This window comes from Mycobacterium sp. JS623 (assembly GCF_000328565.1).
GTDB lineage: Bacteria > Actinomycetota > Actinomycetes > Mycobacteriales > Mycobacteriaceae > Mycobacterium.
Genome location: NC_019966.1, coordinates 5,932,146 through 5,953,220 on the forward strand (window position 1 = coordinate 5,932,146; position 21,075 = coordinate 5,953,220).

Sequence of the window (21,075 nt, forward strand, 5' to 3'; positions counted from 1 at the left end):
TAGGCCAGGGGTGCGGCACAGACGTGTCGCCGGGCCGCTCGAGACCTCAAGCGGCGCCCCAAATCGAAAACACCCCGCGCCGTCCGGAAAAGGATGACGCGGGGAGTTATTCAGTTTCGCTTGCTCAGACGGCCCGAACACCCGTGGCTTGCGGCCCCTTGGGGCTTTGGCCAACCTCGAACTCAACCTTCTGGTTCTCCTCCAGGGTGCGGAATCCGCTGCCCTGAATCTCCGTGTAGTGAACGAACACGTCCGCAGAGCCGTCCTCCGGGGCGATAAAGCCGAAGCCCTTCTCCGCGTTGAACCATTTCACAGTTCCCTGTGGCATTTCCTTGATCTTTCCTTTTCTTTTTTCCGGGTGCGGTCCACCGTGTTTCGGTACACCGGGCCCGTTCCGACCGCTGACCTTCGCGGAGTAATCGGAACTTGACCCGACCTACATTCCTCGCAGGAACCGCGATCGCAACGTCGATCCTGCGAGTGCGAGTACACGAACACAGAAGCTGCGACCGCGCTTAGTCAATCATGCTCGGCGCTGGTGCGACAGTCTCCGCGGAGTCAAGTGGGGAACAATTCACTTACATAGGGGCTTCAGGAGGCAGGCAGTGTCAAATTCGGGGACGGATTTCGGCCGCACACTGCTTTCCTGTGCGATTGCAGGCACGGATCCCGACGAGCAGCCCGTGCGGCACGTCGCAGACCTGCCCGCACGTCAGGGCAGGCCCCAACCGTGGCCGCAATGGGCGGACCCAGATGTGGTGCGGGCGTTCGTTGATCGCGGTATTGAGGCGCCGTGGTCGCATCAACTCGCCGCGGCCAATCTCGCGCGCGACGGACGCCACGTCGTGCTGAGCACGGGAACCGCATCGGGAAAATCGTTGGCCTACCAATTGCCGATATTGACGGCACTGAAAGCGGATCCGCGCGCGCGGGCGCTTTATCTGTCTCCGACCAAAGCGCTCGGCCACGACCAATTGCGATCCGCAGTAGCGCTCACCGAAGCCGTGCCGGGGTTGGCCAGTGTGGCGCCGAGTTCGTATGACGGCGACAGTCCGAGCGAGGTGCGACGCTTCGCACGCGAGCGGTCTCGCTGGATCTTTTCCAATCCGGACATGATCCATCTGTCGCTTCTGCGCAACCACGCCAGGTGGGCGGTGTTTCTGCGTAACCTGCAGTTCATCGTCATCGACGAATGTCATTACTACCGAGGCATTTTCGGCTCGAACGTGGCGATGGTGCTGCGCCGTCTACTGCGGCTGTGTACGCGTTACTCCGCAGCGCCCACCGTGATCTTCGCGAGCGCCACCACTGCACAGCCCGCGGCCACCGCGTCCGAACTGATCGGCCAGACCGTCGAAGAGGTCACCGACGACGGCTCTCCGCACGGCGCGCGAACGGTCGCGCTGTGGGAGCCGGCACTACGTGACGACATCCTCGGTGAAAACGGCGCTCCGGTAAGGCGTTCGGCCGGCGCCGAGGCCGCGCGGGTGATGGCCGATCTGATCGCCGAGGGCGCGCGGACACTGACATTCGTGCGGTCACGCCGCGGCGCGGAGTTGACGGCGTTGGGTGCGCGCGCCCGACTCGAGGACACCGCACCGGACCTCGCCGAACGGGTGGCGTCCTACCGTGCCGGCTATCTCGCAGAGGACCGCCGCGCGCTGGAACGTGCTCTGGCCGAAGGTGAATTGCGCGGCATGGCCACCACCAACGCGCTCGAATTGGGTGTCGACATTGCAGGCCTCGACGCGGTGGTGTTGGCGGGTTTCCCTGGCACAGTCACGTCGTTCTGGCAGCAAGCCGGCCGCTCTGGCCGTCGCGGGCAGAGCGCATTGATCGTGCTGATCGCTCGCGACGACCCGTTGGACACCTACCTCGTCCACCACCCCGCAGCACTGTTGGACAAGCCGATCGAGCGGGTGGTGATCGACCCGGCAAACCCGTATGTGCTTGGCCCACAACTGCTTTGCGCGGCGACGGAGCTTCCGCTGACCGACGCAGAGGTTCGAATGTGGAACGCCGAAGCGGTGGCGGAAGCGCTCGTCGACGACGGCCTGCTGCGCCGACGGCCAAGCGGCTACTTCCCCACTCCTGGCGTCGATCCGCATCCCGCGGTGGACATTCGCGGCTCCTCTGGCGGGCAGATCGCCATCCTGGAGGCCGACACCGGCCGATTGCTCGGCAGCGCCGGTGCAGGCCAGGCGCCGGCGTCGGTGCACCCCGGTGCGGTGTATTTGCATCAGGGCGACAGTTATGTGGTCGACTCGCTGGACTTCGAGGACGGCGTCGCTTTCGTGCACGCGGAGGATCCGGGTTACACGACGTTCGCCCGCGAGCTGACTGACACCGTGGTCACAGGCGACGGGGAGCGAAATTCGTACGGCGCGGTGACTGTTGGCGTGGTACCGGTGTCGGTCACCAATACGGTGACCGGCTACTTGCGGCGCCGGCTCAACGGCGAGGTGATCGACTTCGTCGAGCTCGATATGCCGACCCGCACGCTGGACACCATGGCGGTGATGTGCACGATCACCCCGGAGGCATTGCAGCGCAATGGAATCGATTTGCTCCGTGTGCCGGGGGCATTGCATGCCGCAGAGCATGCGGCGATCGGTCTGCTGCCATTGGTCGCCAGCTGCGATCGCGGCGACATCGGCGGCATGTCGACGGCGATCGGCCCGGTCGGGGGCCTGCCGACGATTTTCGTCTATGACGGCTATCCCGGCGGCGCCGGCTTCGCCGACCGCGGCTTCCGCAAAATCGCCACCTGGTGGGCGGCGACGGCAGCGGCGATCGAGGCGTGTGAATGCCCACTCGGCTGTCCGTCCTGCGTTCAGTCGCCGAAGTGTGGCAGCGGCAACGATCCGCTCGACAAGGACGGTGCAGTACGAGTGCTGCGGCTAGTGCTCGATGCACTGGATGGAAGGCGCGATTAGCCGACTGTGGGGGCGACCCACCCCTCGACGGTCGCCCCCACACATCCGTGGCGAGTGTACTGAAGCACACAGCGAACACACAGACAGTTGCGGCCGAACGGTCGGACAACGCGATCCGTTCCCAATCCCAGAAGATGGGCGCACACGGAAAATACCTCGTCGGAGGGGCTGTGGCAACTTAGGAATGCTTTACCGAATCCTCTCTGAGACGTTCTAGCAGCAGAGATCTGCGGAATTCGTAGAGGGCCTCAGCTGACGGGCGGCTGTTAGCCCGACGGTAAAATGCCGCCATGACCCACGACTGGCTGCTCGTGGAAACACTGGGCAGCGAGCCCGCCGTGGTCGCACAAGGTCCTCGAACCAAGAATCTCGTTCCAATCAGCGCGTTCTTGAGGCGAAACCCACACCTGATGGCAATCCAGAGTGCTATCGGCGAGACAGTGCGCGCCGGTGTCGGCCTGAGCAGCATCACCCCGAAGAACGACCGCGTAATCCGTACTGAAATTGTCAAGATGTCCGACGGGTTGATACACGGTGTACATCTGTGGATCGGTCCGCCGGATCTCGAACCGCCCGATCGGCCCATCCCCGGACCGTTGCTCTGGGACCTGACGAGCGGCACTGCGACCGACACCCCGGAGTCGCTGTGGAACAGCGGGTGGGACCCGGACAAAGCGCCAACCCACGGCAGGGCGTTCGCCGACGATCTGCCGCGTCGGGACCTCAATCCAAGTGAAGCCAAAGTGCTGTCCATGGCGATCAAACCCGAAGTGGGTACGGTGTTTTCCAGCACTTGGGACGTCACGGATTATAAGGGCGAACCGATCACCATCGGCTTCGTGTCCCGGGTGCGCCAGGAGAGTCAGGACGACGGCAGCGAAGGGCTGATCTGCCGCGCGATGAATTGGCGCAGCGTGCGCGAGGAACCGGCCGCCCCGCGTGATTATCTGGCGCAGCGCATCCTCGACAGTCTTTCGCAACCCGGCGTGTACCGATGCATGGTCGATCTGAACAACTGGACGCTGTTGAAGTGGCTGGACGACCCCGTACCGTTCTTCGACTGGCGTGCCAGTATGACCGGGGACCACGCGGTGCATCCTGCCGATCGTCGCCAGATGGCAAAGATGGCAAGCGAATTCGTGCCAACGGGCTCGGCGTCGGGCGTGCTGCGGATGGTGGCCAACGGCGGCGGATGGACGCCGGTTCACGTGACGGTCAACCGGGTGCAACTCGAAGAGGACATCTACGCGGGGTTGGCGACGCTGCGGGTCCCGTCCGAGGCGGAGATCACCGCGGCCGGGCTAGACGACATCGACGAGGCGGCCAGGCGCTAGCCGGCCTCGACCGGTCCCGCTCTGGCGGTGGCGCGGGCCGGACCGACACCGAACCTCCCGAGCGCGACAGAGACGTCGACGGTGACGATCACATCGAGATCCTCGACGGCGCACTGGGTGACGGTCGTGTCCATGGCGCGGGCCAACGACGCTGCACGCGCACACGCCGCTGTGCTGCCGTCGGCGAGATGCCCCGCGGCGGCCAGTGCGGACAGATCGGCGGTGGCCTGTGCCCGATGCCGCGCGATCACCGCGGACCCCACATAAACGCCGGCGACGGTGAGCGCCAACAACACCGCCATCATCGCGACGGCCACCAGCGTGGCCGAGCCCCGCTCAGCTCGGACCAGGCTCGGCCGCGGCAACGGCCTCCGCTGCGATGGTGACGCCCGGCAACAGCGGCGATCGCGCCGTGACGTTGGCGACCACCAACTCCCCGTCGCGCCGCAGCTGAACGGCCGCCCCGTCGGGCGCAATGCGTTGTGCGGCAACGGCAGCCGAACCATCGCCGCGCGCGGCGAGGCGGGCGGCCTCACGTGCGGCATCGACGCAACGCACCTGCATCGACACCGCGGTGAGCCCCGCCACGCACAGCATGAGAACGACGACCAGGGCAGCGATCGCGAACGCCGCCTCAACGGTGACGCCCCCAGCCTCATCGGCTAGACGTTGGTGTTCAACGCCCGGGTGATGATGTTGGTCAACGCGCTGACAATGGAGTCGCCGGTGATGACCGTGTAAAGAATCGCCCCGAACGCCGCTGCAGCGATAGTGCCGATCGCGTACTCGACCGTCGACATACCGTCGTCGTCGGTGACCAACAAGGTCAGCCGCGCCCATATCATTCGAATCTTGTTGTCTACCATCATGTTTTCTCCTCATTTCTCGTCGGCCGTCACAGAATTCCCGACCCCAATACGTCGCCGGCCAACCCGGCGACCACGGGCACGATGCCCAAACACACGAATGCCGGCAGATAGCACAGACCCAGCGGCCCTGCGATCAACACTGAGGCCCGCTCCGCGGCAGCGGTCGCGGCGGCGGCCGCGTCATGGCGTGACTGGTCAGCCAGCTCCGCAACTCCTTGAGCCATGGCCGCTCCCGACGCCGCCGACCGCCTGGCGAGCCGCAACAATGCGTCGACGTTCTTGTCGGCCGACCCTGAGACAGTCGTCCACGCGGTCGACGGTTCAGCGCCCAGCGCCAACAGGTCAGCGGCACGGCTCAACACTGCCGCCAGCGGGGCGGGCGCAGACGGCGCGGTCGCCGACGCGGCCGTCGATACCGCCATCCCCGAGCGCAGGCACGCTGCGAGCACATCGAGACTGGAGGCCGCGGCCAATGGGTCATCGGTGCGTGCAGGCATTGACCGGCGCCGCACTACGCGCAACCCAGCCCGCACCCTGGGCCGCGAATCGGTACCGAGCATCAGTGCGGTGGCTAAAAGCAATGCGGCCCAACTCATACCGACGCCCGCGCGGTGATCCGATCCGACCAGAGCATTCCAGCGCAGACCAGCGCAATGCCGATGACCAACAGCCAGCCGCCAACCCCGTTCGACAGCAGGAAGCTCAGCGGCGCCGCGCCGATCAACTCGCCGAGGCCGATGCCGAGTAAAGGCAGGCCTGCGAGCACTACGGCGGTGGTGCGCGCGCCGGTCATCCCGGCGTCGACCCTCGCCGAGAACCGCTCGCGCTCGACGACATCCTGTTGTGCGGTCTGCATCAGCGGCGCGATGGAGAGGCCGTGATCCTGAGCGAGTTGCCAGCACACGCCCAGTCGCTCCCAATGCGCTGGCAACGCCGAGCCGGCGGCCACGCCACGCAGACCCGAAGGAACATCGGCGCCGAGGCGGGCACGGGCGGCCACCGCCCGTAACGACTCCGCGACCGGGCCGTCGACCTCGGTAGCGGCGACACTGAACGCTGCAACCGGATGTGCGCCGGCACGTAGTTCGCCGACGAGGACTTCCAGTGCGCCTTGCAGCGCAGTGGATTCGGCCGCGCGCCGCTTCGCCCTGAGGTGCCTGCGCCTGCGGGTCCACCACGTGCCGCCGACGATCGCCAAGGTTGCCACGAGCCCGGCGGGTAGCACGATCGCCGACATCGCGGCCGAAACCCCCGCAAACGGCAATGCCGGTGGCCGACGTCGCGCCGACACCGCCAGCCCGAGCGCTTGGATCCTGCCGCGCGATGACGCAGGGAACACGACGAGCGCCAACGCCAGCGCGAGTAGCGCGGCACTCATAGCACGCCCCGGCCGCGCAGCAGTGTCGTCAAAGTGTCTCTGCCGCAGCCGAATCCCGTTTCGACGTGCCAAGCGGTTACGACCTGGACGCGGCCGTCGTCGGTGCGGTCGAGTACTGCGATCTCGGTCAACCGACGCGCGCCGGGTCGGTCACGGCTGACGTGCAACAGCACCTGCACCGCCGCGGTCAGTTGACTGTGCAGTGCGGCGCGATCCAGCCCACCGAGAGCGGCAAGGGCTTCTAGCCGAGCAGGCACCTCGGCGGGGTTGTTGGCGTGCACGGTGCCCGCACCCCCGTCATGGCCGGTGTTGAGCGCGGCGAGCAGATCCACCACCTCGGCGCCGCGAACCTCCCCGACCACGATCCGGTCGGGCCGCATTCGGAGTGCCTGCCTGACCAGATCGCGGACGGTCACTTCGCCGACGCCCTCGACGTTGGCGCAGCGCGCGACCAGCTTGACCAAATGCGGATGGGCGGGCGCGAGTTCGGCCGCGTCCTCCACGCACACGATGCGCTCGTCGGCGGCAACCGCGCCCAACACAGCGGACAGCAGCGTCGTCTTGCCCGCGCCCGTGCCTCCGGAGATGAGGAACGCCAGCCGCGCCCCGATGATGTCCGTGAGCAACGCGGCCGCTTCGCGCGCGATCGCACCGGAGTCCGTCAGCGTGGCCAGGTCCTGGGTGGCCGGCCGCAACACGCGCAGCGACAGACACGTGCCGCCACCAGCGATCGGTGGCAGCACAGCGTGCAGCCGGACGGTCAGTTGGCCGGCGCTGGTCAATTGGCCATCGACCCACGGCTGCGCCTCGTCCAGGCGCCGACCGGCCGACAGTGCAAGACGCTGTGCCAGCCGTCGTACCGCGGCTTCGTCTGCGAACCGAATTGCGCTGCGGCGCAACCCGTTACCGTCGTCTACCCATACCGCGTCAGGTGCGGTGACGAGCACGTCGGTGGTGCCGTCTGCACACAAGAGCGGCTCGAGGATGCCCGCGCCGGTCAGTTCGGTCTGAAGCACCCGCAAACTACTCAGCACTTCGGTATCGCCGAGCACTCCTCCGGACTCGGCGCGGATAGCGGCGGCCACCACGTTGGGCCGAAGCGGTCCCGACTCGGAGGCCAGCCGCTCACGCACCCGGTCAATAAGTGAGGCGCTCATGCGGATGCCTGCCGACGCTGGTGCAGCATCGCGAGCACCCGCCGCGACGCGGTTGCCAGCGGCGATCGCCTCCGCAACTGCAGCCCGCCGCGCTCGAGCGCGTCTGCCACCCCGGGCTGCGCCCGCATCGCAGCCAGCAGAGGCAGTCCGACGATCCGCGCGACATCGGCTGAGCGCAGACCGCCTGGCGACGGGCCACGCACCACCACACCGGAATTGGGATTCGCCGCCGAGACCCACGGCGCGAGCGCCGCGGCGGCAGCACAGGATCGGACGTCGGCCGGTGCGACCACCACGACGAGGTCGGCCGCGTCGAGCACCGCCTCCACCGCGCCCGTCGACCGCCGAGGCAGGTCACAAATCACCGTCGCACCGCCGCGACTGCCTGCCTCGACCACCGCACCCAAGGGCGCGGCCCCGATGTCGCTGCCGGCGCGGCTGCCCGAAAGCACGCACACCCCGTTTCGTTGCGGCAACGCGTCCCGCAAGGCCGGGTAGCTCAGCCGACCGCCCTGCAAAGCCAAGTCCGGCCACCGCAGACCGGTCGCTGCCTCGCACCCGACGACGAGGTCGATGCCGCCGCCCCACGGATCGGCATCGATGAGCAGCGCGTCACAATTCGTCGTCGCCGACTGCGCCAGTGCGGTCGCAAAAACCGAGGCTCCTGCTCCTCCGCGACCCGCGATCACACCGACCACCGCGCCGCGCCGGTCCTCCTCGCGGCACGCGTCGGCGGCGTCGGACAGTTCGCTCATCAACTCGCCGTCATCAGCGGGCAGCATCACGACCCGCTGCGCGCCCGCTGCGATGGCGGCCTGGAAATCGGAATCTGTGGGTTCGGACCCGACGACGAGGATCACCCGGCCGCGACGCGGCAATGCTCGGTCGGCGCAACGTCGGGCGGCCTCCGCATCCACCAAGACGGCCGCAGCGCCCGTCCACGCATTACGGCCGGACGGCTCCGACGCATGGACGATCGGCAGTCCGACGGCTGCCGCGACTCGGTCGACGTCGTCTCGAAGTGCGGGGTCTCCCACCATGGCCAAGGTCCCATTGGATGTGGTCATGACCTCAGCCTGCAGCCGGCCGACGACACCCGGCCATCGTTGCTATGGCATCTGTGGATGAATGCGAAGCTGTGAACAGACCAAACAAACCATTTGGTATGTGCATAGTGAAAATCGCATTCCGCAACTACTGGGACGCAAAGACCTTGTCCCCAATGCGAAAGAAACCCCCAAAAAGGGACGACCCCCGCCAGGGGGGGAGGAGGCGGAGGTCGTCGTGTATCAGCCCCGGGGGGTCGGGCTGATGCACACCCGGCATAAGCCGAGTAATGCTCACTATACACACGCCATAGCGGATCGGCGCAAGTGCTGCTTGCCAGAGAAAGCACCCGATAGCAGGAAAGATTGCAGTCACCGCCACCTGTCGTGAACTGCCAATTTGTACACTCTATCGGCACTTGTCACGCCGCGGCCCCTATGCTGGGCGCTGTGACCGTATCGGAGCCGACGGCCGACGGGTCGATTGCGCCGCAACCACCAACAATGGCTGGCAAACCCATCCGGACCGCTGCCTTCTTCGATCTCGATAAGACGGTCATAGCCAAATCGAGCACATTGGCATTCAGCAAACCTTTCTTCGACCAAGGGCTAATCAATCGGCGTGCGGTTCTCAAGTCGACCTATGCGCAGTTCCTGTTCTTGATGTCGGGTGCTGATCACGACCAAATGGATCGAATGCGGTCGTACGTCACCAACATGTGCACCGGGTGGGACGTCGAGCAAGTGAAATCGATCGTCGGCGAGACGCTGCACGACATCGTCGATCCGCTGGTGTTCGCGGAAGCCGCCGACCTGATCGCCGACCACAAGATCTGCGGGCGCGACGTCGTCGTCGTTTCGGCCTCTGGCGAGGAGATCGTCGCGCCGATCGCGCGGGCGCTGGGCGCCACTCACGCGATGGCCACCCGGATGGTCGTGGAAGACGGTCGCTACACCGGCGAGATCGCGTTCTACTGCTACGGCGAGGGCAAGGTGGAAGCGATCCGTCAGCTCGCCGCGCGCGAGGGCTACGCCCTCGAACATTGCTACGCCTACTCCGACTCGATCACCGATCTGCCGATGCTCGGCATCGTCGGCCACCCCACGGTGGTGAACCCGGATCGCGCGCTGCGCAAAGAAGCCGCGGCACGGGATTGGCCGGTGGTCACCTTCTCCAAACCGGTGTCGCTGCGCGATCGCATCCCTGCCCCGTCCGGCGCTGCCGTCGCAACCACCGCTGCCGTCGGAGTGAGCGCCCTGGCGGCCGGCGCACTGACGTATTCGTTGCTGCGACGTTTCGCGTTTTAAGCGCTACCCCGTGTAGTAGCTAGCGCCCCCTTGTAACGATCCCGAGTCACCGGCGATTGGGCCTTGATGTGACGAGGGTCACGGAGTACAAAGGAAGCACGGAAGCCTGGTGAGGCCAAGACCGAGCCGGAAGAGAAGGCTCGATCTCCCAAGCCCGGCTACCCAGCACGGATCCCGGCACCCACGCGGAGCACATACCGCGGAATAGGTAAAAGTGTTGCGGGCCTGCGTAATTGCGAAGAGCGGACGACCACGACGGCCCTTTGGGTGGGGTTGCAGTCGAGGCGCATCGCAAGGACGCCGAGGTCAACCCACGCAACCCAAAAAGCACGCTTGGTAACCGGAGTCCGTGCTAGCGGGCGGCGAGCCGAATCAGTTCGGAGCGTCGCCCGCTTCATTTTGCTGAGGGGCATGCGACGCCGTTCCCTGCGCGATCGACAGCGCCTCGCGCGCACCGGCATGCAACGCGCGGGCGCTCAACACAAGCCAGGCCGTCAAGCCGTCGGGCGTGCCCGACGAGAAGCCCCGCGCCGCGGCCCGGTAATCGCCGGAACGTTGCATCCAATACACCTCCGGCACGCCGAGGCCATGTGGGTCCAGCCCGCTGGCGATGGTGACCAGTCGCGACACCGCCCTGGCCACCACGCCGTCGGCGCTGCCGAACGGCTCGAGCGTCAGCAGCTCGCCGTGGACGACCGCGGCCAGCACTGTCGCAGGCACGTTGGTACCGCCCGTCACGATGTCTGCCAACAGCGCCAGCCGCGAGCCGACCTGGTCATCACCGCGTGGTCGGCCCAGCCGGTCGTCGTCGACGAGGTCGGCAGCTGCCAACGCGTGCAGTCGCGCGATGGCCTGTAGCGGGGCCCGCTGCCACACCCCCACCAACGACGTCGCGCCACCCTCCAACGCCTCCGAGACCCGCAGCGCCCCCGCCAGCACGGGGTCGGCTTCGCCGTCCTCGGACAGCTGCAACGAGCCACCGTCGAGCACCGACGACGCACGCGCGGCACGCAGCGAGGCCTCGGCCGCCGTCTTCGGCCAGCCCCGCAGATTGGTGCGGTGGCGATGGGCGCGGCCCAGCGCCTCGCGGGCTTCCTCGCCCGCCTCGGCCACACCGGGCAGCTCGACCAGCGGGGCCAGCGGATCATTCACGGCAGCACAGGCTACTGCGTGCTGTCGAGCTGTGAGATGCCAACGTCGATGCAACGTTCGGTGACTACGCTCACAGATATGTCCGACGCGCACACCGAAGTTCAATCCGCCCACCCACCGTCGCCCGAGTTCACTGCGCAGGCCAACGCGACCGATGAGCTCTACCGCGCGGCCGAGGCCGATCGGCTGGCGTTCTGGGCCGAGCAGGCCAACCGGCTGTCCTGGGATACGCCGTTCGAGGAGGTGCTGGATTGGTCGGATGCCCCATTCGCCAAGTGGTTTGTCGGCGGCAAGCTCAACGTCGCGTACAACTGCGTGGACCGACACGTCGAGGCCGGCAACGGCGACCGGGTGGCCATCAAGTGGGAGGGTGAACCCGGCGACAGCCGCGAGCTCACGTATGCGAATCTGCTCGCCGAGGTGAGCAAGACCGCCAATGCGCTGATCGAACTCGGGCTCGTCGCGGGCGATCGGGTGGCCATCTACATGCCGATGCTGCCAGAGGCGATCGTCGCGATGTTGGCGTGCGCGCGCTTGGGCGTGCTGCACTCGGTGGTGTTCGCCGGATTCTCGTCGACGGCGCTGGCGGCCCGCATCGAAGATGCCGAGGCCAAGCTGGTCATCACCTCCGACGGCCAGTACCGCCGCGGGCAGGCGGTGTCGCTGAAGGAGTCGGTCGACGAGGCCTTGGAAGCGGTCGAGACTGCGGGAAAAAGCCCGGTGGAGCACGTTCTTGTGGTGCGCCGCACGGGAATTGACACGCCGTGGACCGAAGGTCGTGACCTGTGGTGGCACGACACTGTGGACACGGCCTCCGACAAGCACACCCCTGAGGCGTTCGACTCCGAGCATCCGCTGTTTTTGCTCTATACCTCGGGAACCACCGGTAAGCCCAAGGGCATCATGCACACCTCCGGCGGGTACCTGACCCAGTCGTCGTACACGCACTACAACGTGTTCGATATCAAGCCGGAAACCGACGTGTATTGGTGCACAGCCGATATCGGCTGGGTCACCGGCCACACCTACATCGTGTACGGCCCCCTGTCGAACGGGTGCACGCAGGTGGTCTACGAGGGCACGCCCAACAGCCCGAACGAGCACCGGCACTTCGAGGTCATCGAACGCTACGGTGTCACCATCTATTACACGGCACCGACGCTGATCCGGATGTTCATGAAGTGGGGTCGCGAGATCCCCGACGCGCATGACCTGTCCAGCCTGCGGCTGTTGGGCAGCGTGGGTGAACCGATCAACCCGGAGGCGTGGCGCTGGTATCGGGATGCGTTCGGCGGCAACAGAACTCCGGTCGTCGACACGTGGTGGCAGACGGAAACGGGTGCGATCATGATCTCACCGCTGCCCGGTGTCACCGCGGCCAAGCCAGGGTCGGCGATGCAACCGCTGCCGGGCATCTCGGCAAAGATCGTCGACGAGGAGGGCAGCGAGCTGGTGCCCGGCGCCGACGAGGCAGAGCATGTGACCGGCTATCTGGTGCTCGATCAGCCGTGGCCGTCGATGCTGCGCGGTATCTGGGGCGATCCGGAGCGGTACAAGGAGACGTACTGGTCGCGGTATGCCGACAAGGGCTGGTATTTCGCGGGCGACGGGGCCCGCGTCGACTCCGACGGGTCGATCTGGTTGTTGGGCCGCATCGACGACGTGATGAACGTGTCGGGCCACCGGATCTCGACGACGGAAGTGGAATCGGCGTTGGTCGGCCACTCCGGCGTGGCCGAGGCCGCGGTTGTCGGCGCCTCCGATGAGACGACGGGACAAGGCATTTGCGCATTCGTCATTCTCGAGTCGCATGCCAAGGACAACGACAACATGGTCGAGGAGCTACGCAACCAGGTCGCCAAGGAGATCGGAAAGATCGCGCGGCCGCGCGAGATTCACGTCGTGCCGGAGTTACCCAAGACCCGCAGCGGCAAGATCATGCGCAGGCTGCTGCGCGACGTTGCAGAGGGCCGCGAACTTGGTGACACCTCAACGTTGGTGGACCCCAGCGTGTTCGAAGCAATCAGCGCCAGCAAGTAAGTCTGGCCACCTCCCGCGACTAAGTGGCCGCGGCACCGACCGGGACGAAGCCCGAACCAGGTCGGTTCTTGGCGGTGATGTCGGCGAGCTGCGTGCTGAAAGACATGGTCACGGCAGGGGTGTGCAACGGAATGTATTTGACGACGCACGTTGGCAACTCCTCGCTGAATGCGCCGTGGATCATGCCGACCAGCCGGTTGTTGACAGTGACCGGCGCGCCGGAGTCGCCGGGCTGACCGCAGACCTGATTGACGATCGTGCCGGGTTGATCCCCCGGACCCCACGTCACACCGCACGAATAGCCCGTCGTGCGACCGAGTTTGCAGGCGACGTCGCCGAACACCGGATCCGGCCCGAGGCCGTCGATCTCAAAACCCTTGACGTTGTTGACCGGCTGCACCTTCTGCGGGTCGAACTGGATCACCGCATAGTCGAGGACGTCATTGCCCGCCACCATCGTGCCGAGCACGCCCGCAGCTTCAGCGCCTTCAGCGGAAACCTGTTCGCCGGGCCCGCCGCAGTGCGCTGAGGTGAAGCCGATGAGGTTGCCGCGATTGTCGTTGCCGATCGCGGTGAGCGTGCAGAACGTGTCGCCCTCGACCACGATGCCCGAACCGCCACCCAACGGAATCAGCCCGTCGGCGTGAGCGGACGGCACCAGCAGCGCACACAGCGCCACGATCACCGCGGGAAAAGTCAGACAGCGGACGATTGTCCTCAACTATCCAACCCCCATCAACACGCCGCCCGTCCAATCAACCGGGCCAGTCTAACGTCGGCCGGGATCGTTTCCACGGACGCCACGTGGCAACATGAACGCGACTGACACCGTGATGCGGGGAGGAAATGTTCCGTGAGTGATCGCAGGGATGGCGTGCCGACGACTGTGACCTCGATACCGCTGGTCGACCCGCATGCGCCCAAGGACAACCCGTCCATCGGCGACCTCGTCAAGGATGCGACGGCCCAGGTGTCGACGCTGGTGCGGGCGGAGGTCGAACTCGCCAAGGCCGAGATCACCCGAGACGTCAAAAAGGGCCTCACCGGCAGCGTGTTCTTCATCCTGGCGCTCGTGGTGCTGTTCTATTCCACGTTCTTTTTCTTCTTTTTTCTCGCGGAGTTGCTGGACACCTGGCTGTGGCGGTGGGTCGCGTTCCTGATCGTGTTCGCTCTGATGCTCGTCGTCACTGGCGTCCTCGCGTTGTTCGGTTATCTCAAGGTGCGGCGCATCCGCGGTCCACAGCAGACCATCGAGTCGGTGAAGGAAACCCGCGAGGCGCTCACCCCGGGACATGACAAAGCGTTGACGTCGTCGCCCAACGGTGACGGGAAACCTGCAGCGACCGACCCGTCGGGCTGGTAGTGGCCCCACCCGACCCGTCGGTGGTGCGCATCGACGGTCCCTGGCGTCATCTGGAGGTGCACGCCAACGGGATTCGCTTTCACGTCGTGGAAGCGGAGTCGGCCAAAGCATCCTCAACGTCAGTCACCGATCGCCCGCTGGTCATCCTGCTGCACGGCTTCGGGTCCTTCTGGTGGTCATGGCGGCATCAACTGCGCGGCCTGTCCGGCGCCAGGGTGGTCGCGGTTGACCTGCGTGGCTACGGCGGCAGCGACAAACCACCCCGCGGATACGACGGGTGGACGCTCGCGGGCGACACCGCGGGCCTGGTCCGCGCACTCGGCCACAAGTCGGCGACGCTGGTGGGGCATGCAGATGGGGGGCTGGTGTGCTGGGCGACGTCTGTGCTGCATCCACGGATGGTGCGCGCGATTGCCGTGGTGAGCTCACCGCATCCCGTTGCGCTGCGGGCCTCCGCACTGACCCGGCGGGACCAGGGCAAGGCGCTGATGCCGTCGATGCTGCGCTATCAAGTTCCGATCTGGCCGGAGCGGTCGTTGACCCGCCATGACGCCGAGGAGCTCGAGCGCCTGGTGCGCAGCCGCGCCAGCGACAAATGGCTTGCCTCAGAAGACTTTTCCGAGACGATAAGACACATGCGGCGGGCCATTCAGATTCCGTCGGCCGCGCATTCGGCGCTGGAGTATCAGCGGTGGGCGGTGCGCAGCCAGTTGCGCGGCGAGGGTAGACGGTTCATGCGCTCGATGAAACGCCCGCTTGCGGTGCCGGTGCTGCACCTTCGCGGGGACGCTGATCCCTACGTGCTCGCCGACCCGGTGTACCGCACCCAGCACTACGCCCCGCACGGCCGCTACGTATCTATCGCGGGCGCAGGGCATTTCGGCCATGAGGAAGCGCCAGAGGCGGTCAACGAGCAGCTGTCACGATACTTGGCGCAGGTGTACAACTAGCCGCCGACGCAGGTGCCGGTCGGAACCTGCTGCGTGTTGCCGATCTTCGCCATCTGGCGGGAGACTTCCTTGGCGGTCAGCACGAAGCCGGTCTCGGCATCGTCGACGGCGGCGCCGAACACCACACCAAGCACCTTACCGCTGCGGTCCAGCATCGGCCCACCCGAATTTCCTTGCCGCACAGTGCCTCTGATCGTGTACACCTCGCGGGTCACCGTGGTGGTGCGGTAGATGTTCGGACCGTTGAGCTCGATGATCTCGCGCACGCGGGCGGGAGTTGCGACGAAATCACCACCGCCGGGGTAGCCCATCACGATCGCGTCGGTGCCAGTCGGTGCCGCGCCCTGGGCGAACTGCAGGGGTGCTGACTGCAGGCTCGGCACGTCGAGTATCGAAATGTCGGCCTCGGGGTCATACGAGACCACGCTGGCGTCATAGGTCTGCCCGTCGACCTCGACCGTGACACTGTCGGAGCCGGCGACCACGTGCGCGTTGGACATCACGCGGTTGGGTCCGACGACGAAACCGGTGCCCTCCAAGACTTTTTGACAGCTGGGTGCCACACCGCGGATCTTTACGACGCTCGGCCGCGCAGCGTTCACCACCGCGTCGTTGGCCAGCGCCGCGTCGGGAGCGTCGACGGCAATGATCGGGGTGCGGCCGTACTCGGAGAGCACATCGGGCAGACCGGAGGTGTCCAGCAGCGCCGACAACCGCGTCGGCACGGACTTCAGCCAGCTGGGGGCCACCTCATCGACTTGCGCGAGCACCTTCGATCCGCGCACAGCGGCAGCCAGGTTCGGTTGGTCCGACGACGTCAGCGGTGTCGCGAGCATCCATGCCGCTACGAGCACCGCGATCAGCTGCAGTCCGACGCCGATGATCGAGTCGAAGGTGCGCAGCGTGCGATTGCGCAGCGCACCGCGTACCGCACGGCCCAGCACTACGCCCGCGATCTCGCCGATCACCACCAACGCGAGGATCAGGAACAGCGTGACGAACAGCTTGGTGCGCGGGCCGCTGATGTGGGTGACGATGTGCGGCGCCAGCAGCACGCCTGCGACCGCGCCGAGGACGACGCCGACGAACGACAGCAGAGAGCCAAGCGCGCCCGAGCGCCATCCCGAGATGGCAGCGACGAACGCGATCGCGAGCACGGCGAGGTCAAGCCACTGTGACGATGTCATTGTTGTGCATCACCGTAGCTGTCCTCGTGCCCGACGAGCGCCATTGCATCGTCGAGTTCTCGAACATCGTCGGTGTTCCACGGCTTGGCCCAGCCCGCCACATCGAGCATCGCCGAGATGACCTGACCGGTGAAACCCCACACCAGCATGTCGTTGAGCAGGAAGGCCGGACCCGCGAATCGGCGAGTATTTTCCTTGCGGTACACCATGATTCGGTTCTCGGGGTTGATGAACGCCCGCACCGGAACCTGCGCAACGATCGCGGTTTCTGATTCGTTGACCACCGCGACCGGACCGGGATCCTGTGAATATGCCAGAACCGGCACAACGTGGAACCCCGATGGCGGGATGAACATCCGCTCGAGTGTGCACAGCGGCTGCAGCAGGCTCGTGTCGATGCCGGTTTCCTCGTTGGCTTCGCGCAACGCGGTGTCCACCGGGCCGGCGTCGCCGGGGTCGGCGGCCCCGCCGGGGAACGCGGCCTGACCTGCGTGGTGACGCAGCGTGGAGGCACGCACGGTGACCAGTAGATCGGCGTCGTCGGGCAGGCCACCAGTCGGAGATTCCGGCGGGCCGGAGAACAGCACAAGCACCGCGGCGTCGCGCTTCTCGCCGGTGATCGCGGCCTTCGCGTTGGCCGCGGTGACCAGCGCCAGCACCTCCGCAGGCACGCGCCTGCGATATGCCCGCTTCACGTGGTCGCAGTTGTCGGTCAGCGGCTTCAGCCAGGACGGGGCGGCCTGAGGGTTGAGGGGAGTCGGCTCTCCCGCTCCGCTGCCCCAGCTCACCCCGGCTCTCCAATCTTCGGCTCTACCGCCGCGGCGATCTCGTCGGCGCTGGCGAAGGACCTCGGCAGGACTTCGGCAACGCTACCGTCCGAGCGCAGCACCACGGTCGCTGGCATCACGTTCGGCACCCGCAGCGCCGCGGCGACCAACCTGCGCCCGTCCTGCAGTGTCGGCAACCGGACCCCGAGTTCGGCCAGCCGCAGCAATGCCGCTTCCTCGTTCTCGTCCTGGTGCACTGTCAGCACAGTGACGTTGGGTCCAACGCGGCGTTGGAACTCGGCCATCGCGGGTAGTTCCTGCGCACACGGCGCACACCAGTAAGCCCACAAATTGAGGACCGTCGTGCGGCCTGCGACAGCCTTGGCCACGTCGACGCTCGCACCATCGCCTACGCACTCGAGGGTGATGCCGCGCAACGGCTCGGGCCCTTGGCCTGTCCCCGGCGCCGGGCACGCGGCCAGGTCGGCGCGGGCACGTGGGCCTGCGAGCGCTTGGGCGGTATCGGCGTCGCGACGGTCGCGCGGCTGGCCCGGCCCGATCGACCCCGTCGGCGAACGGTCGTCGCCCAGCTGTCTCCACAACGCGACGCCCAGCGCCACCACGACGACCATCACCGCGACGGTCCACCGGGTCGACGTGCTCATTTACAGCAGGTTAGAGGCCGGCCATCGCCAGCAGGTGCTCGGTCTCCGGACCCTTGACCAGCGGAGCGGCGATCAGCGGGTCGGTGGGGCCTGCGCCGAAGGACGGGCAGTCCTTGGCCAGCACGCACACGCCGCACGCGGGCTTGCGCGCATGGCAGACGCGGCGGCCGTGGAAGATCACCCGATGGCTCAGCAGCGTCCACTCCTGGCGCTCGATCAGCTCGCCGACCGCGTGCTCGACCTTGACCGGGTCCTCTTCTGCGGTCCAGCGCCACCGCCGCACCAGCCGACCGAAATGGGTGTCGACGGTGATGCCCGGGATGTCGAAGGCGTTGCCGAGAATCACGTTGGCGGTCTTACGGCCGACGCCAGGCAACGTCACCAGATCCTCCAGGGTGTTGGGCACGATGCCGTCGAATCGCTCAACCAGCTCCTGACCGAGCCGCATCAACGAGTTGGTCTTGTTGCGATAGAAACCAGTAGGCCGGATGAGCTCTTCGAGTTCGGTGCGGTCGGCCTGCGCGTAATCGAACGCCGTCCGGTAGCGCTTGAACAGCGCGGGCGTGGTGAGGTTCACGCGCTTGTCGGTGCTCTGGGCTGACAGTATGGTCGCGACCGTCAGTTCCAGCGGGTTGGTGAAGTCGAGTTCGCAGTAAACATGCGGAAATGCTTGTGCCAGTGTGCGATTCATCCGGCGAGCCCGGCGGACAAGACCGACGCGGGTTTCGTTGTCCCACTTGCGTGCCGACGGGCGCCGAGGTTGCTTGGTGGCTGCGGTCTTATCGGCTGAAGTCTGCCCAACGGTCACGAATGCCAGCCTACTGATAGGAAGTCCGGCCGGCCTCGACGCTCTTCGCGCAAGCGCTCATCGCCCGTGGTGCGGACCGGTGACATTTCGTGATCCCGCTGAGACCTTAGGCGTGTTTACTTCACCCTTGTGTCTTGGTTGCTCGCAGCGTTTATTCCGGCGTTGCTGATGCTGGCAACATTCGGGTTGCAGCGGCTCGAATCGAGCCTTTCCAACGACGCCGTCTCGGCCGCCGACGTAGCCGAGTTTCTCGACCAAGCCGAGGCTGATGACGTCAACACGCTGGCGCGGGAAGGCATGGGCAGCGCGCTGGACGGCCTGCATAAGCGGTTGGGCGAACATGATTGGCCACCGGCCCCTGCGTCGGCTGCTCGTGAGATGTCAAGTTTGCCAAATCGGCTGGTCATGCATCATCGAGCCAATCCTGAATTTCAGCCGACTCGACATGCCAATCGTGTGTAGCGTGGGCTAGTCGCACTGGAGGCCGAATGCCGACAATGCCGGCGTGGCGTACCTCTAGACTGATCTCGCTAACCAGTAAGAGGTCGGCTGGCGCATGTCATATCACCCAACAGCTTAAGAGGGGCAACGTGGACGAGATCCTGGCGAGGGCCGGAATCTTCCAGGGGGTCGAACCCAGCGCCGTTTCCGCGCTGACCAAGCAATTGCAGCCCGTCGACTTCCCCCGCGGACACACCGTGTTCGCCGAGGGGGAGCCCGGCGATCGGCTGTTCATCATCATTTCGGGAAAGGTCAAGATCGGCCGTCGCTCGCCCGATGGTCGCGAGAATCTGCTCACGATCATGGGTCCGTCAGACATGTTCGGCGAGCTCTCGATCTTCGACCCGGGTCCGCGGACGTCGAGCGCGACAACCATCACCGAGGTGCGCGCGGTGTCGATGGACCGCGACGCGCTGCGTGCGTGGATCGCCGATCGCCCTGAGATCGCCGAGCAATTGCTGCGAGTGCTGGCCCGCCGGCTCCGTCGCACCAACAACAACCTGGCCGACCTGATCTTCACCGACGTGCCGGGCCGCGTCGCCAAGCAACTGCTGCAGTTGGCGCAGCGGTTCGGCACGCAAGAGGGCGGGGCGCTGCGCGTGACGCACGACCTAACGCAGGAAGAGATCGCACAGTTGGTCGGTGCGTCCCGAGAGACGGTCAACAAGGCGCTCGCCGATTTCGCCCACCGCGGCTGGATTCGCTTGGAGGGCAAGAGCGTGTTGATCTCCGACTCCGAACGGCTGGCACGGCGCGCCCGCTAGTCCGTTTCGCCCAGATCGACGAAATGGCGAGTTTTACTCGGCACAAATCCGCCCAAACGTGAGTTTGGGCGATCAGGCACGCAGGTAGTCCAGTTGCGCTTGGACGCTCCATTCGGCTGCGTCCCATAGCTTTTTGTCGACGTCGGTATAGACGTGCTCGACGATCTGGCGCGCGGTGGCGTCGTCGCCGAGTGCACGCAACGCACCGCGCACCTGGTCGAGTCGTTCCTCGCGGTGCGCCAAATACATGGCGCTGACGGCTTCCAGGTCGTCGAGGTCGGGGCCATGGCCGGGCAGCACCGTGCGCTGGCCAAGACCGTGCAGCCGGCGCAGCGACTCCAGGTAGTCGCCGAGGCTGCCGTCTTCATTGTCGATAACGGTGGTGCCGCGGCCGAGGACCGTGTCGGCGGTCAGCACCGCATCGTCGAGCAGAAACGACACCGAGTCGGCGGTGTGGCCGGGCGTCGCCATCACCGTGATGCGCAACCCCGCCGCGTCGATGACCTCACCCTCGACCAACGGGCCACCGAGGCCACGCAGAAAGCCGCTGCCGACGCTGCGGACCACCGCGCCGGTGCGGTCGACGATCTTGTCGATGGCCCCGGTGTGGTCCTCGTGCTTGTGGCTGATCAGCACCAGCGGGATCTTGCCGAGTTCGGCGATCTTCGCGATGTGCTCATCGTCATCGGGCCCCGGGTCGACGACGACCATCTCGTCGCTGCCCGGCCCGTGCAACACCCAGGTGTTGGTGCCATCAAGCGTCATCAGGCCAGGGTTGTTGCACAGCAGCACCGACGCGGTGTCGGTGACCGGACGCAGCAACCCGTACGCGGGATGCTCCAGCGTCACG

23 protein-coding genes are annotated in these 21,075 nt (G+C 66.2%); 8 read left to right on the forward strand and 15 right to left on the reverse strand.

The features are described 5' to 3' along the window. Positions 1–124: 124 nt before the first annotated feature. Positions 125–328: a cold-shock protein gene (locus tag MYCSM_RS28770; RefSeq protein WP_006243848.1), complete on the reverse strand. Its 204-nt coding sequence runs from the start codon at positions 326–328 to the stop codon at positions 125–127. Between the two features lie 277 nt (positions 329–605). Here MYCSM_RS28770 and MYCSM_RS28775 point away from each other — a divergent pair, with 277 nt between their 5' ends. Beyond that, complete coding sequence (locus MYCSM_RS28775) at positions 606–2,936, forward strand: DEAD/DEAH box helicase (protein ID WP_015309701.1); 2,331 nt, start codon at positions 606–608, stop codon at positions 2,934–2,936. Positions 2,937–3,226: 290 nt separating this feature from the next. Then, on the forward strand, positions 3,227–4,270 hold the full coding sequence (locus MYCSM_RS28780) for a PAS domain-containing protein (RefSeq protein WP_015309702.1): 1,044 nt from the start codon (positions 3,227–3,229) through the stop codon (positions 4,268–4,270). Here MYCSM_RS28780 and MYCSM_RS38505 read toward each other — a convergent pair. From MYCSM_RS38505 to ssd, 7 genes are all read right to left on the reverse strand, one after another. After that, complete coding sequence (locus MYCSM_RS38505; protein WP_269465204.1) at positions 4,267–4,635, reverse strand: Rv3654c family TadE-like protein; 369 nt, start codon at positions 4,633–4,635, stop codon at positions 4,267–4,269. The genes MYCSM_RS28780 and MYCSM_RS38505 overlap by 4 nt on opposite strands. Continuing rightward, positions 4,607–4,867 carry a TadE family type IV pilus minor pilin gene (locus MYCSM_RS38510; RefSeq protein WP_015309704.1) on the reverse strand — a complete coding sequence of 87 codons (261 nt, stop codon included), beginning with the start codon at positions 4,865–4,867 and terminating at the stop codon, positions 4,607–4,609. Before MYCSM_RS38510 ends, MYCSM_RS38505 begins: the two co-directional genes overlap by 29 nt. Before the next feature lie 65 nt (positions 4,868–4,932). Then, entirely contained in the window at positions 4,933–5,139 is a 207-nt protein-coding gene (locus tag MYCSM_RS28795; protein WP_015309705.1) for a DUF4244 domain-containing protein, read from the reverse strand. Between the two features lie 26 nt (positions 5,140–5,165). Beyond that, positions 5,166–5,735, reverse strand: coding sequence for a type II secretion system F family protein (locus MYCSM_RS28800; protein WP_015309706.1), 570 nt, complete (start codon positions 5,733–5,735; stop codon positions 5,166–5,168). Then, positions 5,732–6,517, reverse strand: coding sequence for a type II secretion system F family protein (locus tag MYCSM_RS28805; RefSeq protein WP_015309707.1), 786 nt, complete (start codon positions 6,515–6,517; stop codon positions 5,732–5,734). Before MYCSM_RS28805 ends, MYCSM_RS28800 begins: the two co-directional genes overlap by 4 nt. Continuing rightward, entirely contained in the window at positions 6,514–7,674 is a 1,161-nt protein-coding gene (locus MYCSM_RS28810) for a TadA family conjugal transfer-associated ATPase (RefSeq protein ID WP_015309708.1), read from the reverse strand. The genes MYCSM_RS28805 and MYCSM_RS28810 overlap by 4 nt, the downstream gene beginning before the upstream one ends. Next, complete coding sequence (gene ssd, locus MYCSM_RS28815) at positions 7,671–8,741, reverse strand: septum site-determining protein Ssd (RefSeq protein ID WP_015309709.1); 1,071 nt, start codon at positions 8,739–8,741, stop codon at positions 7,671–7,673. The genes MYCSM_RS28810 and ssd overlap by 4 nt, the downstream gene beginning before the upstream one ends. Positions 8,742–9,170: 429 nt before the next feature. Here ssd and MYCSM_RS28825 point away from each other — a divergent pair, with 429 nt between their 5' ends. Beyond that, entirely contained in the window at positions 9,171–10,028 is an 858-nt protein-coding gene (locus MYCSM_RS28825; RefSeq protein ID WP_442928507.1) for an HAD-IB family hydrolase, read from the forward strand. A gap of 372 nt (positions 10,029–10,400) precedes the next feature. Here the strand turns inward: MYCSM_RS28825 and MYCSM_RS28830 are convergent, their stop codons facing one another. Then, positions 10,401–11,180 (reverse strand): hypothetical protein, encoded by a 780-nt coding sequence (locus MYCSM_RS28830; RefSeq protein WP_015309711.1) that lies wholly within the window; start codon positions 11,178–11,180, stop codon positions 10,401–10,403. Between the two features lie 78 nt (positions 11,181–11,258). On the opposite strand from MYCSM_RS28830, the gene acs reads away from it, so the two are divergent. After that, complete coding sequence (gene acs, locus MYCSM_RS28835; RefSeq protein WP_051073833.1) at positions 11,259–13,220, forward strand: acetate--CoA ligase; 1,962 nt, start codon at positions 11,259–11,261, stop codon at positions 13,218–13,220. 19 nt (positions 13,221–13,239) lie between these two features. On the opposite strand, the gene MYCSM_RS28840 is transcribed toward acs, so the two are convergent. Beyond that, positions 13,240–13,941, reverse strand: a complete 702-nt coding sequence (locus MYCSM_RS28840) for a S1 family peptidase (RefSeq protein ID WP_157681418.1) — start codon at positions 13,939–13,941, stop codon at positions 13,240–13,242. 132 nt (positions 13,942–14,073) lie between these two features. Between MYCSM_RS28840 and MYCSM_RS28845 the strand changes: the two genes are divergently transcribed. Both MYCSM_RS28845 and MYCSM_RS28850 read left to right on the forward strand, forming a co-directional pair. Next, positions 14,074–14,583, forward strand: coding sequence for a phage holin family protein (locus MYCSM_RS28845; RefSeq protein WP_015309714.1), 510 nt, complete (start codon positions 14,074–14,076; stop codon positions 14,581–14,583). Then, positions 14,583–15,533: an alpha/beta fold hydrolase gene (locus MYCSM_RS28850; protein WP_015309715.1), complete on the forward strand. Its 951-nt coding sequence runs from the start codon at positions 14,583–14,585 to the stop codon at positions 15,531–15,533. Before MYCSM_RS28845 ends, MYCSM_RS28850 begins: the two co-directional genes overlap by 1 nt. Here MYCSM_RS28850 and marP read toward each other — a convergent pair. From marP to nth, 4 genes are read right to left on the reverse strand one after another with little or no spacing between them, the layout of a single operon-like run. Beyond that, the gene (gene marP / locus MYCSM_RS28855) at positions 15,530–16,720 is read right to left on the reverse strand and encodes an acid resistance serine protease MarP (RefSeq protein WP_015309716.1); all 1,191 of its coding nucleotides are present in this window, start codon (positions 16,718–16,720) and stop codon (positions 15,530–15,532) included. The two genes, MYCSM_RS28850 and marP, sit on opposite strands and share 4 nt — an antisense overlap. Then, positions 16,717–17,508 (reverse strand): NUDIX hydrolase, encoded by a 792-nt coding sequence (locus tag MYCSM_RS28860; RefSeq protein ID WP_015309717.1) that lies wholly within the window; start codon positions 17,506–17,508, stop codon positions 16,717–16,719. Before MYCSM_RS28860 ends, marP begins: the two co-directional genes overlap by 4 nt. Further along, entirely contained in the window at positions 17,505–18,152 is a 648-nt protein-coding gene (locus tag MYCSM_RS28865) for a TlpA family protein disulfide reductase (protein WP_015309718.1), read from the reverse strand. The genes MYCSM_RS28860 and MYCSM_RS28865 overlap by 4 nt, the downstream gene beginning before the upstream one ends. A 10-nt stretch (positions 18,153–18,162) precedes the next feature. Further along, a complete protein-coding gene (nth, locus tag MYCSM_RS28870; protein WP_041312813.1) occupies positions 18,163–18,843 on the reverse strand; it encodes an endonuclease III in 681 nt (226 codons plus the stop codon). A gap of 246 nt (positions 18,844–19,089) precedes the next feature. On the opposite strand from nth, the gene MYCSM_RS28875 reads away from it, so the two are divergent. Next, positions 19,090–19,422 (forward strand): hypothetical protein, encoded by a 333-nt coding sequence (locus MYCSM_RS28875; protein WP_015309720.1) that lies wholly within the window; start codon positions 19,090–19,092, stop codon positions 19,420–19,422. Between the two features lie 128 nt (positions 19,423–19,550). Continuing rightward, the gene (crp, locus tag MYCSM_RS28880) at positions 19,551–20,225 is read left to right on the forward strand and encodes a cAMP-activated global transcriptional regulator CRP (protein WP_041312815.1); all 675 of its coding nucleotides are present in this window, start codon (positions 19,551–19,553) and stop codon (positions 20,223–20,225) included. A gap of 72 nt (positions 20,226–20,297) precedes the next feature. On the opposite strand, the gene MYCSM_RS28885 is transcribed toward crp, so the two are convergent. Further along, positions 20,298–21,074 (reverse strand): MBL fold metallo-hydrolase, encoded by a 777-nt coding sequence (locus tag MYCSM_RS28885; RefSeq protein ID WP_015309722.1) that lies wholly within the window; start codon positions 21,072–21,074, stop codon positions 20,298–20,300. Position 21,075 lies beyond the last annotated feature (1 nt).

What these genes read in the sequence shown, in the direction of transcription:
- MYCSM_RS28770 (WP_006243848.1), bottom strand. Translation starts at nt 328, where the DNA reads ATGCCACAGGGAACTGTGAAATGGTTCAACGCGGAGAAGGGCTTCGGC.
- MYCSM_RS28780 (WP_015309702.1), top strand. Translation starts at nt 3,227, where the DNA reads ATGACCCACGACTGGCTGCTCGTGGAAACACTGGGCAGCGAGCCCGCC.
- MYCSM_RS38510 (WP_015309704.1), bottom strand. Translation starts at nt 4,867, where the DNA reads ATGCTGTGCGTGGCGGGGCTCACCGCGGTGTCGATGCAGGTGCGTTGC.
- MYCSM_RS28795 (WP_015309705.1), bottom strand. Translation starts at nt 5,139, where the DNA reads ATGATGGTAGACAACAAGATTCGAATGATATGGGCGCGGCTGACCTTG.
- MYCSM_RS28800 (WP_015309706.1), bottom strand. Translation starts at nt 5,735, where the DNA reads ATGAGTTGGGCCGCATTGCTTTTAGCCACCGCACTGATGCTCGGTACC.
- MYCSM_RS28805 (WP_015309707.1), bottom strand. Translation starts at nt 6,517, where the DNA reads ATGAGTGCCGCGCTACTCGCGCTGGCGTTGGCGCTCGTCGTGTTCCCT.
- MYCSM_RS28810 (WP_015309708.1), bottom strand. Translation starts at nt 7,674, where the DNA reads ATGAGCGCCTCACTTATTGACCGGGTGCGTGAGCGGCTGGCCTCCGAG.
- ssd (WP_015309709.1), bottom strand. Translation starts at nt 8,741, where the DNA reads ATGACCACATCCAATGGGACCTTGGCCATGGTGGGAGACCCCGCACTT.
- acs (WP_051073833.1), top strand. Translation starts at nt 11,259, where the DNA reads ATGTCCGACGCGCACACCGAAGTTCAATCCGCCCACCCACCGTCGCCC.
- marP (WP_015309716.1), bottom strand. Translation starts at nt 16,720, where the DNA reads ATGACATCGTCACAGTGGCTTGACCTCGCCGTGCTCGCGATCGCGTTC.
- MYCSM_RS28865 (WP_015309718.1), bottom strand. Translation starts at nt 18,152, where the DNA reads ATGAGCACGTCGACCCGGTGGACCGTCGCGGTGATGGTCGTCGTGGTG.
- nth (WP_041312813.1), bottom strand. Translation starts at nt 18,843, where the DNA reads ATGAATCGCACACTGGCACAAGCATTTCCGCATGTTTACTGCGAACTC.